The sequence below is a fragment of the Dysgonomonas reticulitermitis genome, assembly GCF_054601275.1.
The window spans coordinates 19,712-38,145 of sequence record NZ_BAAHWU010000003.1; the positions used below are offsets into that span (position 1 = coordinate 19,712).

Annotated in this window: 10 protein-coding genes; 1 reads left to right on the forward strand and 9 read right to left on the reverse strand. The window is 40.0% G+C overall.

Annotation, left to right across the window (positions count from 1 at the left end; translation table 11 throughout):
- Window positions 1-19 precede the first annotated feature (19 nt).
- The 8 genes from ACYPZI_RS02270 to ACYPZI_RS02305 form a co-directional block, all read right to left on the reverse strand.
- Entirely contained in the window at window positions 20-1,855 is a 1,836-nt protein-coding gene (locus ACYPZI_RS02270; RefSeq protein ID WP_459598191.1) for a glycoside hydrolase family 97 protein, read from the reverse strand.
- 86 nt (window positions 1,856-1,941) lie between these two features.
- Window positions 1,942-2,931, reverse strand: coding sequence for a DUF4466 family protein (locus ACYPZI_RS02275; protein ID WP_459598193.1), 990 nt, complete (start codon window positions 2,929-2,931; stop codon window positions 1,942-1,944).
- A 15-nt stretch (window positions 2,932-2,946) separates the two neighbouring features.
- Window positions 2,947-3,348 (reverse strand): hypothetical protein, encoded by a 402-nt coding sequence (locus tag ACYPZI_RS02280; protein ID WP_459598195.1) that lies wholly within the window; start codon window positions 3,346-3,348, stop codon window positions 2,947-2,949.
- 29 nt (window positions 3,349-3,377) lie between these two features.
- On the reverse strand, window positions 3,378-5,129 hold the full coding sequence (locus ACYPZI_RS02285; RefSeq protein WP_459598197.1) for a RagB/SusD family nutrient uptake outer membrane protein: 1,752 nt from the start codon (window positions 5,127-5,129) through the stop codon (window positions 3,378-3,380).
- Window positions 5,130-5,161: 32 nt separating this feature from the next.
- Window positions 5,162-8,260 (reverse strand): SusC/RagA family TonB-linked outer membrane protein, encoded by a 3,099-nt coding sequence (locus tag ACYPZI_RS02290; protein ID WP_459598199.1) that lies wholly within the window; start codon window positions 8,258-8,260, stop codon window positions 5,162-5,164.
- A 233-nt stretch (window positions 8,261-8,493) separates the two neighbouring features.
- Entirely contained in the window at window positions 8,494-10,458 is a 1,965-nt protein-coding gene (locus tag ACYPZI_RS02295; RefSeq protein WP_459598201.1) for a glycoside hydrolase family 97 protein, read from the reverse strand.
- Window positions 10,455-13,760, reverse strand: coding sequence for a DUF5107 domain-containing protein (locus ACYPZI_RS02300; protein WP_459598202.1), 3,306 nt, complete (start codon window positions 13,758-13,760; stop codon window positions 10,455-10,457). The genes ACYPZI_RS02295 and ACYPZI_RS02300 overlap by 4 nt, the downstream gene beginning before the upstream one ends.
- Window positions 13,761-13,769: 9 nt before the next feature.
- Window positions 13,770-15,146: a sugar porter family MFS transporter gene (locus ACYPZI_RS02305; protein ID WP_459598204.1), complete on the reverse strand. Its 1,377-nt coding sequence runs from the start codon at window positions 15,144-15,146 to the stop codon at window positions 13,770-13,772.
- A 134-nt stretch (window positions 15,147-15,280) separates the two neighbouring features.
- Between ACYPZI_RS02305 and ACYPZI_RS02310 the strand changes: the two genes are divergently transcribed.
- The gene (locus ACYPZI_RS02310) at window positions 15,281-16,168 is read left to right on the forward strand and encodes an AraC family transcriptional regulator (RefSeq protein WP_459598206.1); all 888 of its coding nucleotides are present in this window, start codon (window positions 15,281-15,283) and stop codon (window positions 16,166-16,168) included.
- A 162-nt stretch (window positions 16,169-16,330) separates the two neighbouring features.
- Here ACYPZI_RS02310 and ACYPZI_RS02315 read toward each other — a convergent pair whose 3' ends face one another.
- A complete protein-coding gene (locus ACYPZI_RS02315; RefSeq protein ID WP_459598208.1) occupies window positions 16,331-18,424 on the reverse strand; it encodes a right-handed parallel beta-helix repeat-containing protein in 2,094 nt (697 codons plus the stop codon).
- Window positions 18,425-18,434: the final 10 nt, after the last annotated feature.

An 18,434-nucleotide genomic window follows, 5' to 3' on the forward strand; every position in this document is an offset into this window, starting at 1 on the left:
TTCTTTTATATTACCCAATTTATTTTTCGCAAATGATCATAGCACAACCTCCCCGAGGTAATAAATTTAACTTCAAAACAGTCTTTGCGGTAACAGCCTTTTGCTGTATAGCCACATGAGTACGTGTATTCACTTCTTTGCCACCATCCATATAAAGTGTCAATTCATACTTTTTATTAGCATCCAAAAAATTCAACGGAAATTCAAATTTACGTTCTTCATTATTCGTGATAGAACCTACATACCAGACATTGTCTTTCTTACGGGCGATGGACACATATTCTCCGATACTTCCTTCCACTACTTTAGTATCGTCCCAGGTCGTTGGCAAATGGTCAAAAAATGGTAATTCCGGTTCATTTTGGAAATCATCGGGAGAGTCATACCAATATAAGAATTGTAACGGACTGTAGTTTATAACAGAAAGCGCCATTTGGTGACAGGAAGTGTTTAATAAGGAGCGAGCGTTTATCTTCAGATTTGACTTTATCCCCTTGCGATGATAATAGCAAACCGTACAATCGGCTGCACCTGCCAGAAATCGGGTAAAAGGTAAAGTCGTATTATTTATACCATCCGGAAATTCTTCATTTCCTCTTACTCCTTCCTGAGTAAGCAGATTGGGATAGGTACGGCTAAAGCCCGTTGGTCGGTATTCATCATGGATATCCACCATTAAATGATGTTTGGCACATTTCGCCACAGCGCTATGGAGCCATGTTGTCCATTTATACGATCCTACATGGACGAATCCGAATTTTATTCCGGCTACTCCCCAAGACTCATATAGGGGCAGAATTTCATCTAAATGCTCGGTTAAAGCACGCTGATTAACATATAGCCATAACCCTACTCCTTTTGAATTGGCATATTTAACGATTTTAGGTATATCCAAACCGTGTTGGGCTACTCTGGGATCAGACTTTTTTGATATTTCAGGCCCATACCAGCCCGAATCAAAATGAATATACTGAATATTTCTTTCTGCTGCCAAATCAATCGTTTTCTTAACGCCCTCCATAGAAAAAGAGACGCACCTGATAACTGTTCCCGGCTTAATCCAATTAGTATTTCTAACTTGACAAGAGTTATTTAAGTTCAGAATCAAATCATTATGTTCCAGTAAATCTATAGGCTGCTTTGCTACCATAATTGCACGCCAAGGAGTAGTGAAAGGGATAAAATCTTCTACGGGATCATACATTTTGCATCGGATGATATTCTTCTCTCCTCCTTTGACAAAGAACTTAGTTCTGCTATAATTCACCATTTCAGCTTCGAGCAAGCTGGCATATAATCCATTTTCCAGTTGCAACGTCAACGGACGCTCAGCTTCTCCCGGCCAGTTTTCGACCAACATACGGGTATGTATTGCCTGCGCGTAGGGAGCATACCAGCAATATGTATTTTCAGGTACTATAAAACTGGTTTTTTCCGAATTGATACATAAGTTTTGATTCGTACCTTCATAGTGATAACGAAAAGCGACTCCTGTATCATACGCACGCACAATTAAATGTAAGCGGTTCGCAGTACCATCCTTTTTTATTATATATATAGCTTGGTTATAGTGATTTTTGACTTCGGCCCTCTCTCCGTAAACAGGTCTCCACACCTCATCGACAGATTCAGTCTCCACTTTTTCAATTTCCAGATTATTCTCCCAAGCGGTAATACCTAATTCGGAGGGAAGAATTACCTTTGTTTGTTGATAGAAGATATCGTATGTAAGGTTCCCATTATTCGCAAATAAATTAAATACCAAATTGCCATCAGGAGATTTCAATGTATAATTAGCATATAATGTGTTGACTGCAAAGAGCATCACAAAAAACAACGGATATAATTTTTTCATAATCATAAATATTTTACGATGAGCTCATACATATTACTATTGATTCTCATTATCAATAAAATTGTATGAGCTCTAACATAAACAGGTTATTTTGTGCTACTTAACTTCTTGATTCCAATAACGATCTTCTTAGATGCATCGTTCACAGAGTTGATATAAATATAAGCAACCTGTTTTCCATCAGCAGTTTTCATGAATATACCTCCTTCTGCTTTCAAATCCAAAATGCCGGATGTGGAATTGTCGAAAGTAACTTTCTGCAAATCTAAATCGTCTACGTAGATCGTATTATGGCTATCATCTTTCAATTGTCCATCCCATACATACAATTTCTTATCCATCAACGTTTCCTTTGAAGCCAAACCGGAAGGAAGAGAAAAACCGTCGGGGTAATACATGGTTGCACCAGGAGCGAAAAATGCATGTTTATACGTATATTGATTTCCACTTACTGTTTTAGTGGTAGCAAACGCATAAATAAAATCGATTTTACTCATCAGATTTCCACTGTTTATTTCATCCAGCGTATATGCTTTCATATCTTCTATAGAGAAGTAGCGTGCGCCTGTATCTTCTCCACTAAGTTCTATTAACTTCTTCATATCCATGGACGATACGGCATAAGAAGGCGTTTCGTAGGTCGCTGTTTTTCCATCTTTCGATGTTGCCGAAAAAACAAAGGACACCTGTTTCCCTTTCAACTCGGCAGGCACTACATAATAATAGCGCAAAGTAGTAGCCTGAGAGTCAATAATCTCTGCTGTGGATACAGCTCCATTTGTTTCACAATTACTTGCTACCACTGTCGAAATCTCCACCTTATTTTTTGTCTGCCAAGTATAAGGCTCAAAATTAGTTCCTCCTGCACCTGGAGCGGAAGCTACTACTTTAAAACTTTGCAATTTGCTATCTGTAGTCCCTGCCGCATAAGAGAATTCGATTTTTTCTCCTACAACCAAAGGGGCTACGCTTTTTTTGATCAAATCGTTCTTCAAAGTTGTATTATCATCATCAGAGCATCTGGTAAAACCCAGAAAAGCCAGGCTTAATAAGCTCAATATTATTATTCGTTTCATAATTAGTTCAAGTTATTATTTTTGTACCGTTACTGTTATCGTATATGTCTTTCTCACCTTACGGTCTCCTGAGACGAGTGTGTATTGCTTCGGCTCTGTAAAATCAATCCACTGTCCCATAGCCGGCGCTACCGTAATATCGTCCGTTATACCGCAATACGGTTTTACTTTTTTAAGATTCGTACCGTATTTCGCAACTGCAGTCACCGTACATTGGAGCGTATCAATAAGGCCATTTGCCACTGTTGGCTGTTCGAGCAAAACTGTTTGATTGTCAGTACCAACAAGACTGAAGGAACTCATATAGCATGCATGCTTGTCTGTTATCAGTAAACCATTATCATCAATAGGGTAATCACCACATGCATTCAAAGAGAGTGCCGCTATTATGCTAATAAAGATTATTCTAAATTTCATGATTTTGTGTATTAAGTTCATTATTCAAATTATAACCAGCAATCGTTTTGAATGAGATTAGGATTCTGATTGATTTCACTTTGAGGAATTTTGAAAATATAGAAACGTTGGTAGTCTCTATCTTCTGCATTCTTGAACTCATCCCGGTACCAATCATATTCTCCCCATGTGCTTGTCAAGCGAAAACCATCCGGTGCAGGCCAGAGTTTTTCGACCATTTTCCAACGGCGAATATCGAAGAAACGGTGTCCTTCGGCAATCAGCTCAACTATGCGTTCTTGTTCTATCGCTTTAAAGAATGTTTCTTTTGTAGCAAACTTGTTACGATCCAATGAAGGTAAAGCCCCTCTGTAGCGTATTTTGTCAATCAAGGAGAAGAGTTCGCTAGTAGGGCCATTATTTACTTCATTTACTGCTTCACAATACATCAGCCAAAGATCCGGTAAACGCATCAGATACGTATCCTGCTGTCCCGATTCACGGCCTCCAAATGCATACGTACGCACATATTTGCGGAAAATAAATCCGGTACGCGGACCTTGTGCATTGATATAAGTCACATTATCATTGGAGTTATATTTGAATATCAAGATATCGGGGCCGACAGTCAGGCCGTCTACAGACATGCGGGGCATTGTTTGTCCATCCCACATACAAGAACGTATTCTATAATCGCGTCCTACATACGAAGCCGGATTACAAGCTCCATTAGGCAGTGCCGCCCTTACTACAGGATCTTTTACGTCATTGTCTACCACCAACGGGTCTGCATAATCACCTGTTGACAACAACTGGTACCTGTCCATTAAACGTAAGTTAGGAACAGCATTGGCTCCACCATTGCCGGTGCTACGTGTTCCAAAGTCGTACACATAAGGATCGCCTACACCTGAGAGGTTTGGCCCCGCATTACTGGTTGCGAAAATCACCTCTTCATTGTATTCATTTCTGCCATCAAACAAATCCAAATAATTAGGGTTTTCCGCTGTTCCTGGTTCGCCGTTTCTAAACAACTTAAGACCATATTCCGGTTTCATTACTTCCGCGAAGTCTGTAGCAGCTGCTCTATAATACTCTGTAGCTTCACTCTGCTTGTTATCATTCTTCATCCAACAAGCCCAATAAAGTTTTATTTTGCCACTAAACCCATAAACAGAAGCCCGTGTAGCACGTCCTCTTTCAGAGGCAGCTACTGTAATGGGGACATTTTCTTTGGCAAAATCCAGATCTGCAAGGATTTGATCTTTAATGTCTTTTCTCGGTGTTCTGACCAGAGAATATGCTTCGGTATTTCCATTCAATACATGCGTATAAAAAGGTATATCTCCCCACAAATCCATTAAACGAAAATAAACAATAGCCCGCAGGAAATACAATTCGCCCTTAACGCGCTTTAATTCTTTCTGCGTATTTGCCTCCGGGTATTTGTTCAACATCTCTTCGACATGCTCCAGGGTAGAGTTTGCACGATTAATGACTTGATATCCATTTCTCCAATGCGCATCAACAGTTGAACCGATGCCTGAGTTTGGCTTTAAGTTGTGGTTAGGGATATTATCTCCCCACATGACATCACTTCCGCCATCCCATCCATACGTTCTGTGAAAGAAAGTGCGTGTTGCGTTATAGACTCCGTTTAAGGCGGAAGTCGCATCAGCGGTTGTCGTCCAAAATAAGTCGGAAGACAAATCTACTGTCGGACTAAAATCTAAATCTACACATGATGAAGTTGAAAAAGACATTAAAATGCTGCCTATTATGCCATATATATACTTTTTCATAATTCTATACTTTTTCATAATTCAAACCTTTTTTAAATTCCAATATTAACACCTATAGAAAATGTCTTCATAATTGGGTACGGATCTTCCCCGATTCCACTTACCGTAGCTTTTTCAGGATCCACACCATCCCATCCGGTTACTGTGAAGAGATTCTCGGCAGAGAAATAAAGCCGGATCTTCTCAAGCCCCATACGATTTATAAATTTCTTGGGAAAAGTATAACCCACTTGAAGATTCTTCATACGCATGTAATCCATACTTTCCAACCAGAAAGAAGATTGCTCCATCGATCGGGGCGTATTCCCACTGACCATACGAGGCAACCAAGCATCCCGGTTTGTCAGATTCCAGGTGTCATTCCAATGCCACTCCTGGAAGGCATAGCGATTGGCTCCAACATAGACCGTATTCATCCTATTCATCCAATAGCTTTTTCTCCCGGTAGTACCCTGGAACAACATATTAATATCAAATCCCTTCCATGCTGCATACAGATTCAAGCCGTAATTAGCTGTCGGGCGGTTCATATTCAGGGCAGGATATGCTTTTTTATCTGCAGCTGTTATCTGGCCGTCACCATTCAAATCGGCATAGAGTAAATCGCCGGGTGACATGTTGTTGTTGCCGTGATAAGGAGCATTGTATATATCTTCCCATGACTGTGCTATACCGGTAGAAAGCATCGTATAAACAAATTCGTACGGCATATCAATATATACGTTGCCTGCATTCAGAGGCTCATTCCACTTTTCCAGACGATCTCTGTTATAAGAAAAATTGAAAGAGGCTCCATAATTAAACTTGTTAATGGAAGACATCCATCTCGTGTTTACTTCAATACCTCTATTTCTAAGATTACCCATATTTACACGCGGTGCAGAATATCCGGTAAGTATAGTAGACAAATTGGAGGGACGGATCATGCCTGTAGTCAACCGGTCATATAAATCGATCTCCATTGCCAATTTGTTATTAAAGAAGCCCAAATCGATTCCCAGATTGGAAACACGCGTCTTTTCCCAGGTGAAATCTTTGTTAATCATTTTATTGACGGAAAAACCTGTCACCAGATTATTCCCATTCAACGGATAATTGGTTGTTGCCAACGTCTCTTTTTGTTCATACTTGCCTACACCGGAATTATTACCTAATGTACCTAAAGAGAATCTGAGTTTACCGGAAGATATATATTTCTTCAGTGGTTCAAGAAACTCTTCTTCAGTAAAGCGCCATCCCAATGAACCGGAAGGGAAGAAACCATATTGATGTCCCGGCAAGAACTTGGAAGAACCATCCACACGGAAGTTTACCTCTGCCAGATAACGATCACGGAAAGAATAATTGGCGCGACCAACGTAGGAACGGAGTGCTTCTTCATCGGAAGTACCTCTGGTAAGCTGCGTTCTATCCAACGCTCCATTCACTTCTACAATACTTGGGTGTATACGGTCGTTACGCCCGGCTCCCATGGTACGGTTGAACCAATATTCTTCATTGTAGCTGAACAATGCCGCCACTTTATGGCGCTCGCCAAAAGTTTTGTCATATCTTAAAGAAGCCTGGGTCAGTTTTTTATAACCTTGGTTAAGGGCATCTGTAACCCCTGCACTTTGCTCTATGAACACATTGGTAGGATTCCCTGTCTGGAAATTGTACAAACTCATTCCCGGATAACCGGAATAGCTTTTAATAAACTGGTTATAATACCTCAGACCAAAATCCAACCGGGCTGTCAGTCCTTTGATGATGTCCCATTCGCCAAAAACGTTTCCATTGAATTCCTGTCTTTCTTTCAGGTTGTGATAAACAGTATAATTGGCATACAGGTTATAAATATTAGTCGGCTCTCCTTCGGCCATATACCCACCATATTGCCCTGTCTCATAATTATAAGGCAATAATCCCGGAATAGCCATCGACAAAATCATGTCTGCACCGTTGTAACTAAGCAGCCCCTGATCGTGAGGATAGGTCTGGTTGTTCCACTGCCCATCCATTCTTGCGCCTACTCTAACATTCTTACGGATTTTATAATCAAAATTCATACGGAAATTATAACGCGTATTGTCATTATTGATCATATATCCGGCTTCATCCAGATAACCTACTGAAAGGTAGAAATTAGTCTTGTCAGTGGAGCCCGAAGCTGATATATTATGAGATTGCACCATGGCTTGTCTGGTTACCCAATCCATCTGATCGGTATTTGGAAAGCGGATAGGATCAATCATACTCATTGACAACCATTCGTCTATCGTTCCATCTCCAAAGCTGGAAGTGGTACGTCCCGCATACGCTGCCCATTGGTGCATCGTTAAGTTTTTTGGATAGTTAGTCATTGAATCATAGAACTTGATAGGATTGGCAAATGCCACAGAACCCGTATAGTCAATGCTAAGTTTACCGGACCCTTTACCCGTTTTAGTGGTAATCAAAATGACCCCATTGGCTGCACGAGAACCATAAACAGCCGCAGAAGAGGCATCTTTCAATACAGAAATGCTTTCGATGTCATGCATATCGATGCGGTTGATGTCTACATCGGGCATACCGTCAACCACAATCAACGGGTCGGCATTATTAACCGTACCCAAACCACGTATTAACAATTTTGAATTGTTACTACCGGCCATACCGGAAGTTTGTTGTGTGGATAATCCAGGAACCAATCCTGACAAGGCAGAAGAAACGTTGGTAATGGTTCTGCTATAGATTTCTTCGCCCATCTTCACAGAACTGACAGCGCCAGTAAGGTTCACCTTCTTCTGAGTTCCATAACCTACGACGACGACTTCGTCTAAATTCTGATTATCATCCTTAAGCTCAATGCGATAAGGCCCTGCATTTTCTACTTTCAAAATGTAAGGCTGATACCCGATAAAGCGAACTTCCAACGTGCTGTTTATATCCGCTTTCAATGTAAATCCTCCATCGATATCCGTCATAGTAGCACCTTTGGTTTCTTTGTGAGTAACAGAGGCTCCGACTATGGGTTCGCCCGTAGATTTTTCAACCACCACTCCAGTTACCTGAACACTTTGCCCCATTGTAGCAATAGTAAATACAAACGAGAAAAAGAATACAGAAATCAATCTCCGTCCAATCTTTAGTTTTCTTTTCCGACTCATAAGCAAATTAGATTTAATTATTTAACATGGTTTTTATGATTATATATAATAGAGTTATATACAATATCTAATTAAATAGTTCTTTTACAAACACTTAATGTTGCAAGAATGTATAAGATAGAACTTTATTCAATTAATATCCATTGTATATTTCTGAAGCATATTTTGATATGTAAATGTATTCTGTATAACAGCCTGTGCAAATAGACAAAAATAAAAGATAGACAATATTATTATTTTGAGGACTCATATATCCTGGATACCCAGCCGCCGCCAGACACCATATCAACTGTGATACGATCTCCTTTTTTCACCCGGCTAATCTTTCTTTTATAATCAATAGCTCTTTTATCAGCATTCATACCATCAGCAAAGATTTCCATTGTATAATTTTTCCCTTCCGGCAAAAAATCAAAATCAAGTTCTAATGTACGAGGTGTCCAATCGGTAATGGCAGCTACATACCAACTCTCGCCATTTCGACGACTCAGTGCGATATAATCTCCAATCTTTCCTTGTAAAGGAATGATCTCGTCCCATTCAACTGGAATATTCGTCAGAAAGCGGGCGCACTCTTCTTCGCGGTAATAATCTGATTGAGGATCGGGCAACATTTGCATCGGACTTTCTGTAATGACAGCCAAAGCCATGGAATGAGCTCGTGTTCCCTGCCCCATGGGGGTATCAGGATTGAATCTGAACAGTTTCTGGGTTGCATTATTCATCGTGCCAGGAATATAATCCATGGGGCCGGCCACATTCCTGATAAAAGGCATCGTACAATGGTGGTCCGGATTATCTTCGTATTTACCACCACTCTGTTCAAATTCGATAAGAGCTTCGCGTGTCAGGACATTAGGATAGGCGCGCCGCATACCGTCAGGCCGGTACGCTCCATGAAAATCCAGTACCATCTTATAACGCGCGGCCTGCTCCGCAGCTTTCCAATAGAAATTACATACTTTCTGGTCCGAACGATTTATAAAATCAATCTTCAAGCCTTTTATTCCCCACTCGGAGAATTTTTTCAAGGCTTTATCCATTTGGTTGTCAATAAGATCATAAGTAACCCATAGCATCACACCGACATTCTTGGATGTAGCATAATCTACCACTTCTTTCATATCCAATCCGTCGATGGGGCAGGTTAAGTCCTCCTGATGAGTCCATCCATCATCAAATAAGAAATAAGGAATACCAAAGTCGGAGGCAAAGTCAATCATGTATTTTGCGGTTGCCGTATTGATTCCAGCCTTAAAATCTACATTATACAAACCCCTGCGAGCCCACCAGTCGAATGTTACCCAACCGGGTTTTATCCAAGAAGTATCCTCTATCTTGCATTCGGGAGCCAAAATATACACCAGTTGGTTGGTTAGCAAATCCATATCATTTTTACCTATTGCAAATACACGCCAGGGGAATTCACGTGTCCCTTGTGTTTTGGCAATATAATCTTCTGTCGTCAGAATACGTCTTCTATTAAATGAACTACCGTTTTCATTATAGGTTTTAGGATATTCCCAAAAATGAGCCTCCAGGTTTTGTTCTCCTTTTCTCAACCATAAACAAGGATAATCTACCACATCCGACTCCATAAACAAGATGTTTGTTCCGGAAGGTGTTTTCACTAATGCCGGACAATTTCCTGTTGTTCCCGCTTTTACCTCTTTGATCTTTTTAGTGACGTATGGAGCTTCATAATCGCTATTCATCCTGGCATCTTCCTGCAATGTGAGTATAGATGTTTCATCAAACACAAACTCAGCAAACTCGTTACGTATAACTAATTCTCCTTTTTCTTCGGTGATAAGGCGATATGCTACTCCATCATTAAATATACGGAATTGCAATCTGGTTTTATCGCTTAAATTCAGTAGTAATTCATTGTATTTTTCAGGAATCTTCGCTTTCTTTTCTCTTATTTCAGGTATGATCATCCTGTTTACGCTTGAGCGCTTAACAGAAGTAATATCCGCCTTTTTAACAGGAATCATCCCTTTATCAGTAATCAAGCAAATACCTTTCACCTCAAACAAGAGTATTTTATCCTGAAAAACTTGCATAGTTATCTGCTCTTTAACCGTAATTCTCACTTTGAGGCTTCCATCCGGTGAAGCACTTTCCACTTCCTTACCTTGAATAGTCAAGGATATAATAGAAATCAATAAAATCAAAAATATTCTTACGTTTTTCATAGAACTTCATTTTTATATTTAGAAAGAATTCGGTGTATCTGTACTCCCTGATGATTATTATCCAGATCAGCAGCTATTGAAAAATATTTTTCTGCTTTATCCAAATATCCCAATCCCAGATGTCCCAGTGCCATTAAATAATTGCAATGGACATGATTCTTCGTATTCATATCCCTTTCCCATATTTGCAGATCGGGTAAAGAAACGGCAAAATAATCTATTTTGAATTCGTCGAATACATGTTTTTCACCATACGCTATCAAACTATTAAATCTCTCACGAGCTTCCTCCTCGCGCCCTAATTTGCGTAACGCTAAACCCTGATAGAATATCATATCCGGTTTCTGATCATTATAATACATAGCCGGAACCAGTTGACTACTACCCTGACTGGCAAGAATAAAAAATTCTTTAGCCTCTTCTGTACGCCCCATAGCCTCCATGATACAACCTTTATAGTAGTTTATATCATTTTCTTGTGCTCCATACAGCTTTCCTTCTCCCAGATGGGATGGATAGAGATAACATTCCTCTACTAACTTCAAAGCATATGTATAATCTCCTTGCTGTATCTTCTGTTTGGCTAATTCCAAACGTACGATCCGGTACTGCGCCGACACCTTGCCTTCACCACCTTCCCAAGGATGAAACTTATGAGCATCAAGTAAAGACATTCCCTCTTTATAACGTCCCAACTGATTCAATAAAGTTACATAATCAAGATACAAATCATCCCGAGAGAAAGTTAACTCCTTGTACTTTTCCAAAAAAGCGAGACATTCTGCATGCGGACGGTTCAGGCACTTATATAGCTGATCTAATTCCATCAATATACGTCCATCTGTTGTGTCCAGGTCGAAAGCACTTTCTAACAGTTTAACGGCTTCTTCCGAACGATGGAGTTTGTTGAAATAAGCCAAGGCTAAATTACGTCTTACGGTAGGAAACGTTCTGTCCAATGCCAATGAAGTTTCCCAAGCCTCAATTGCATCAGCATATTGACGTTTGTCGTACCATAAGTTTCCCCAATAATACCAAGCTTTCGGGGCCTTACCCAAGCCTATTACTACGTTGAACGCCAAAATAGCTTCCAAAGCATTCGGGAAACAACCATCCGCTGGTTGGCTTTCTGCCAGTTCCAAAGCCTTCCGGGCATCTTCATAACGACCTAATTCATATAAGAACCAGCACTTATAATAATGAAGTAACGTCTGCCCTGATACAGGTAATGCAATCGCTTTATCAGCCACCAGTAAAGCCTCATTCCAACATCCGGCAGATGCATAGTCTAAAGCAAGTTCCTCGTAATTATGAGCGTCGTTACGCATCAGTGCAGATAAAGTCAGCCATACCTCTTCTTCTCCTTTCAAAAGATATTCTTCAAACTTACAACCAAAATTAAAAGGATCGATAAGTAGTGATTCGCGTATTAGTAACAGTGCTTCCTCCTTATGTTGCAAACGTCGTGATATAAGCGTTTTAAGGTGCAATGCCTGTGCATTATGACTGTTACGAATTAAAGACTTGTTCACCTCATTCAACGCATTGGACCAATCACCACGGGCTACTGAGATTTGTGCTAAAGAAAAATATCCGGCATCTTGCCAGGCTGCATTCCAACATGCTTTATAAAATACATCATAGGCCTCATCCGACTTACCCTGATATTTCAAAGAAAGTCCCAGATTATATAAGGGTTCTCCATCATACGGATTAGGATTACGTTCGGTTAAAGTGCTGACAGCTCGTCTCAAATATTTTTCTGCTTTAGCAAACTGGCCTTTACGAATGAGCCATAATCCCATCGCATTATTATTACGTATATCGTTTGGTTCCCGGCGAAGCGCTTCCTGATAGTAACCTATAGGCGAATAAGTGGCATGACGGTATTGTTCCAAATGCAAACCTGTCAAGTAAAGCTGTTCTATACTGGAAATATTTTCCGGATCGAGAGCAGCTTTTGCCGGTTCTGGAATTTCTTTCAATGTATCCGGGCCTGATTTCCATGACAACAACTTATTTTTTTGTTTATTAAGAATAGTTACTTCCATATCCTTAAAATCAGATATGGGTACTTTTTTTTCTAAAATCTTTTCCGGAGTGATATCACACACCATGTCCCATATCACTTTACTGGCTTTTGACACTACAACATGTACATCATGCTGCTCAGACGTAGCAAAGACTTTCAGGCAGGCGCTATCTCCCTCGAATTCCATGTTCATCAGAAAATCGGCCGAAGCATTCTTTACCATCCCCAATTCACGATAAGGCATAAAATATTGAGTAAAGGTCTTCTCTTCATAAGGCTGTAACCAAGAGAAATCGGGTTGATTATCCGTATATATTCCTGTCATTAGTTCGATATACGGCCCATCCTGATCCGTTAAATTATGATCCCATGCTTTCCCGAAATCCCCATTTCCCCATGTCCATTGTTTCTTGCCCGGTGACACGTGATGATCTGCCACATGTAACAAGCCCGCACAGGTATCATTTTCATATCCACCTATAAAATCATAGTCGGAATGAATAGCCATATAGGAGGTAGGAACAGGGATGTTTTTATAACGTGAAATATCCACTCCTGCCGAATAATCCATTTTGTAATAGATTCCTGTGGCAATGGGATAACGGGAAACATCACGTTTTCCATGATCGAACACAGCATTTACATCGGCAGGGAATACGGATTGATAGAAATCATTCACAGCAACCGCAGGATTTGCCCACCATAAAAATGTTTGAGGCACAGGAGTAGGATTGTATAGTTTTCCCTGAATTTCGAGAACAGCTCGTCCGGGACGCAAAGTAAACCCTGCCATTCCTTTTTGATGAAACATGCGCTCCCGTTCACTTACCCATACAATCGCCGTACCGTCGCCACATCTCTCGATAGAAAAATCGATAGGCATAAATGTACTGGGACGGTGATGTTGAGGCCAGTTAAACTCTATTCCTCCCGAAATCCACGGTCCAGTCAGTCCAACCAATGCAGGCTTAATGACATGGTTATAATAAACAAAATGCCGTTGCTTTATCTTGTCATAAGCCATTTGTACACGGCCACCCAATTCGGGCAATATCATAATTTTCAGGTATTCATTTTCCAGAAAAACAGCATGATATGTTCTTTCCTCACACTTATCTTCAATTTTCTCAATAACAGGATAAGGATAAACGGCGCCACTGCTTCCCTGATAAACACGTTTCTCCAGAAATATTGGATTCTTTTCCGGTTGACCGACAGCATAGGTAGGAATCAGTATATCTTCTTCCCAAACTTTCACTTTTTCAATCATATATAATACTTATTTTGTAAGTTCTTTTTCTAATTCCTCCAATGTTTTCCCTTTGGTCTCAGGAAGTTTTTTGCGGATAAACAGGAAGCCTAAAAAGCATATCGCTCCGTACAACCCAAAAGTGCCCGACACACCAATTGTTTCATTCAGAAGAGGAAAAGTATATGTTAGCAGAAAACAGGCGACCCATAAAAAGAAAGTAGAGAGAGCCATGGCCATACCTCTGATGCGAACAGGGAAAATTTCGGAAAGTACGACCCATATTACCGGCGCTAATGACATTGAATAACAAGCAATGGCCAATAATACCAGCAATAACATGGGCCAACCGCTCAAGCCCAGCCAATAACAACCGCCAAGCGCCAGATAAATAAGGGCTAAACCTATTGATCCAATAAACATTAATGCACGGCGTCCCAAACGATCGACAGTATAAATAGCCACAAATGTAAAGATCACATTCGTAACGCCCGTTATCACAATATTCATCAATACATCGGACACTGCATACCCCGCTGCAGAAAAAATTTCATGCGCATAATTAAAAATGACGTTTATACCGCACCACTGCTGAAAAACAGCTAAAACAATACCAATAATCAATACATTACGCACATTTGGGTGTAACAACTCACTCCATTTAACCTTTTCCTGTTTTTCTTTAGCTACTTGTTTCAATTCACTTAGTGTCTGTTGTGTATAGGCTCTCCCACCTATTTTATCCAAAATTTTTTCTGCTTCGGCCAAACGTCCATTGGCCGCTAACCAACGAGGGCTCTCAGGAATAATAGAGGAAAGAATAAAAAAGATACATGCAGGAACCAATCCCGCCCAAAACATCCAACGCCATGCCCATTCTACACTCTCAGTATTTAATTCATTGGCGCCTTTTGTGTAATATTCTCCCAAGGCCCAATTAACAAGCTGCGCCATCAGGATTCCAATCACAATGGTCAACTGATATAAAGAAACAAACTTTCCACGAACGGCTGCGGGAGAAACCTCAGCAATATAGATAGGAGATATAATAGAAGCAATACCTATTCCAAAACCGCCTACAATTCGCCAACATACAAACCATCCAAAACTATCCACTGCCCCAGTTCCTATAGCCGCGACTGTAAAAAGAAAGGAAGCAATAATCAGCATCTTCTTACGTCCGTAACGGTCGCTCCAAACTCCCGATAGCAAAGCTCCAACCAAGCAGCCGATCAAAGCGCTACTCATAGCCCATCCACGCATGACGACTGATTCTTCCAGAGAAAAGAAAGGTTCATAAAAGATTTTAGCTCCACCAATGACAACCCAGTCGTAGCCGAAAAGCAGTCCTCCCATAGCTGATACCAAGCATATCATAAGCAAATACGTAAATAATTTTTTTTTCATAGTATTCTGATGATTATTTTATACAAAAAAAACTCATTTTTTAAAGATAAAAAATAGATAAAAAAGAATAAAGATGGATTATTTTCCGAAACTAATTATATCTTTACCACTTGTTATTCTTAAGATCTAACATTATGCCGAAACTTAAAGACGGTTTTCGCGGGGAACGTGCCATTGTGCTCCCTCCTGCCATCATTCGAGAGATGGAAGATGATCCCATTTCAGCCATTTTACATATTACAGATATAGGCTATTATCCGAAAGCTAATCATCATTTCCGGGAAAGAAAAGATCCGATTTCACAATATATACTCATATATTGTACGGATGGAGAAGGGTGGTATAAAACACTAGGTAAAGAATATCAAGTATCTGCTAATCAATACTTTATATTGCCTGCCGGACATGCGCATTCGTACGGAGCCAATGAGAAAAATCCATGGACAATCTATTGGATACATTTTAAAGGTAAACTTGCGCCCCATTTTGCCAAGCAATGCATCCATCCTATCGAAATAAATCCCAATATTCATTCGCGAATTACTGATCGTACGAATATGTTTGAGGAAATTCTACAGACTTTAAATATGGGATATAGCCACGAAAGTTTGCTTTATGCCTGTTCTACTTTTTATCACTATTTAGGTTCAGTACGCTATTTGCAACAATATCGTAGCGCTATACCTAAAACATCCGACGATCAAAATATTGTAACTGCTGCTATTCATTTTATGAATGAAAGTATTGAAAAGAAATTAACCTTGCACGAAATCGCTGCACACACCGGATATTCTGTATCACATTTTTCAGCATTATTCAGCAAATACACCGGATATGCACCTTTAGCCTATTTCAATCAACTAAAGATCCAATATGCATGTCAATTACTGGATTTCTCCGACATAAAAATCAACCAGGTTTGTTACAAAATAGGAGTAGAAGATTGCTATTATTTTTCCCGGCTCTTTCATAAGATTATGGGAATGTCTCCGAGGCAATATAAACAAATGAAAAAAGGATAATACTAATTTCGACTTAGATGACGGACTTAGAAACTGTTTAAATTTTAGCGAAAAAAGTTATTGGGTACCCTGACAAATAATTCTCAGCAACTTTTTTATGCTCTTTTTATTCATCGGATGGTATAATTGCCGATAGTCATAAATTTAAACAGTTTCTTAATGTTATTTATCGCTATATAAATTTTCTAATTGCAACTTCTTTCTTGAAGACACATATTCCTGTTTATCTTCAGCCCCATTCCATCTATATACATTGTTTCCTATAGATAAACCTGTGACAGCAAAACACTTGACAGCATACTCATTATTGTACTGGATCTTATTATTCTTTACGGAAAGATTTTTCGATCCGCTGTAAAAATAATCACCATAAAATCCACAACCGTCATTTCCTTCTATCAGGCAACCTTCGGTAACCCCATCCTGACACTCTGCCATCATAATACCATGCCAGCCGTTCCTGGCCACTTCACATGCTTCAATATAGATGTTTTGACAATGTTCCGCCAAAATACCGCACCCGCGCAAAGAGGTATCAAATCTTGAGTTCCTGATCCGGATACCTTGGGAATGATGAATCAACAAGTTGTGTTGCAATCTTGGACCTGGTACCACATGCGAACCATTATCCGAAAAGTTACACCTGTCTATTTCTACTCCTTGTACATCCGAAAGATAAACTCCGGAGCGAGAAAAATTAATGACTGTCAAATCTTTGAATATCACATTCCGCAAATCGTGCCCCGCCTCTCCCCTAAACGAAATTCCGGTTAGGGTATTGCTGAGGCGCCCTGTACGCTGAAATCTTCCTGTATTGGGGTCGGAACCGGCATCATGTTCCCAAGCTCCATCCAATACCAGATTCTCGATGGTAATGTCATGGGCATCCAAATCTTTTAACATAATGGCAGCTGTACGAACAGCGGATTCACAAATCAGTACTGTGTTCAGGCCTTCTCCACGCAAATGGATACCTGATGGAATCATCAAAGATTCTTTCAACCGATATTCTCCTTTACGCAATAATAATGTTTTTCCCGAACCGGCATGCGAGTTCAGTACCGATTGTAAATCCTGATTAGTCTGTATGATTACCACATCTTTCATGGTATTTGGTTCACTTTGACCTTTAGCACCGGCCATATAAGCTATCCGGCTGGGCTTCAGTTCTTGCAGGGCCGGAGTAGTTTTATACAACTTCACACAATAAGAAGTCAGCTTCCAGAGTGCGTTGTCCAGCCTGTTTACGGTAGTACGGCTGATAAGTTCGCGCAAATTGGGCATATCTATTCCTTTGGAAGTATAATAATCCAGACAGAATTCGAACCCGCCACGATATCTATATCTTTCCCTTTCGGCAGGAACACCATAGGCAAATACATCTCCCCCAATCACCCATTTGGCTGTATATTCCAATCCCAAGGCTAAACGGTTGTCGGCCGCACTTAATAAGTCGACTCCTTGAGTATGAGCAATACGGGCTGTACCGAAAAACTCATACAATCCCATTTGTACATGTCCCTGATCTCTGCATGTTTCCTGACATTGGCCGCTAGGATAAATATACTTCACAAGGCTACCATTGGCCGGTGCATGAAGATAATGGTAAACCACATTATCAAACAACTCTTTATTATCTGTAAAGACAGCTATAGATATCAACGTATGCATAATAGCGCCATCCCAATTACCATTGGCATCTGCAAAATAATAGCGGATAACAGGAAAATAAACAGACATCATAAGATGTGTCATGCTCTCTGTATTTTTTTCTGTCCAACCTGGATAACTATAACGGAGAATTTCTGCCGCATTACAAAACTCATAGCCAGTAAGCGCCACCAACAATTTAGCGTTGTTTTCGTCAAAACTACGCAGTTTGGAAGACCAACCATCGATAATCTCTATGGCTTTCCGTGCATAACTTTCATCTTTCGTAATGTACCATAATACAGCATAGCTATAAGCCATTCTGGAACATCTTGAAAGTTCATTTCCTCCTACATCCGGTTTTGCAAACGGGCCGCTAATGACATGGGCATAAGATGTAAACTGAAAATCAGAAGGTACATTTTCTTTCAAAAAATCAAAAGATTTTTTCCATGGTTCTTTTTCCTCCAGAACCTGCCCCCTCATATATTCCAGGTCTTGTTTATTCATATCTATCCCCGGATGAATGAAAGATTGTGCAAAACCTGACATTTCCCCAAAGAGAAAGCAAGTAACAAAAAAAAGATACTTTATATATAGTTTCATTTTCTAAAGA

Bases quoted from the DNA above. Each gene is read 5' to 3' on its own strand.
- ACYPZI_RS02285 (WP_459598197.1), bottom strand. From the start codon at position 5,129: ATGAAAAAGTATATATATGGCATAATAGGCAGCATTTTAATGTCTTTT.
- ACYPZI_RS02305 (WP_459598204.1), bottom strand. From the start codon at position 15,146: ATGAAAAAAAAATTATTTACGTATTTGCTTATGATATGCTTGGTATCA.
- ACYPZI_RS02315 (WP_459598208.1), bottom strand. From the start codon at position 18,424: ATGAAACTATATATAAAGTATCTTTTTTTTGTTACTTGCTTTCTCTTT.
- ACYPZI_RS02295 (WP_459598201.1), bottom strand. From the start codon at position 10,458: ATGAAAAACGTAAGAATATTTTTGATTTTATTGATTTCTATTATATCC.
- ACYPZI_RS02280 (WP_459598195.1), bottom strand. From the start codon at position 3,348: ATGAAATTTAGAATAATCTTTATTAGCATAATAGCGGCACTCTCTTTG.
- ACYPZI_RS02270 (WP_459598191.1), bottom strand. From the start codon at position 1,855: ATGAAAAAATTATATCCGTTGTTTTTTGTGATGCTCTTTGCAGTCAAC.
- ACYPZI_RS02275 (WP_459598193.1), bottom strand. From the start codon at position 2,931: ATGAAACGAATAATAATATTGAGCTTATTAAGCCTGGCTTTTCTGGGT.
- ACYPZI_RS02290 (WP_459598199.1), bottom strand. From the start codon at position 8,260: ATGAGTCGGAAAAGAAAACTAAAGATTGGACGGAGATTGATTTCTGTA.
- ACYPZI_RS02300 (WP_459598202.1), bottom strand. From the start codon at position 13,760: ATGATTGAAAAAGTGAAAGTTTGGGAAGAAGATATACTGATTCCTACC.
- ACYPZI_RS02310 (WP_459598206.1), top strand. From the start codon at position 15,281: ATGCCGAAACTTAAAGACGGTTTTCGCGGGGAACGTGCCATTGTGCTC.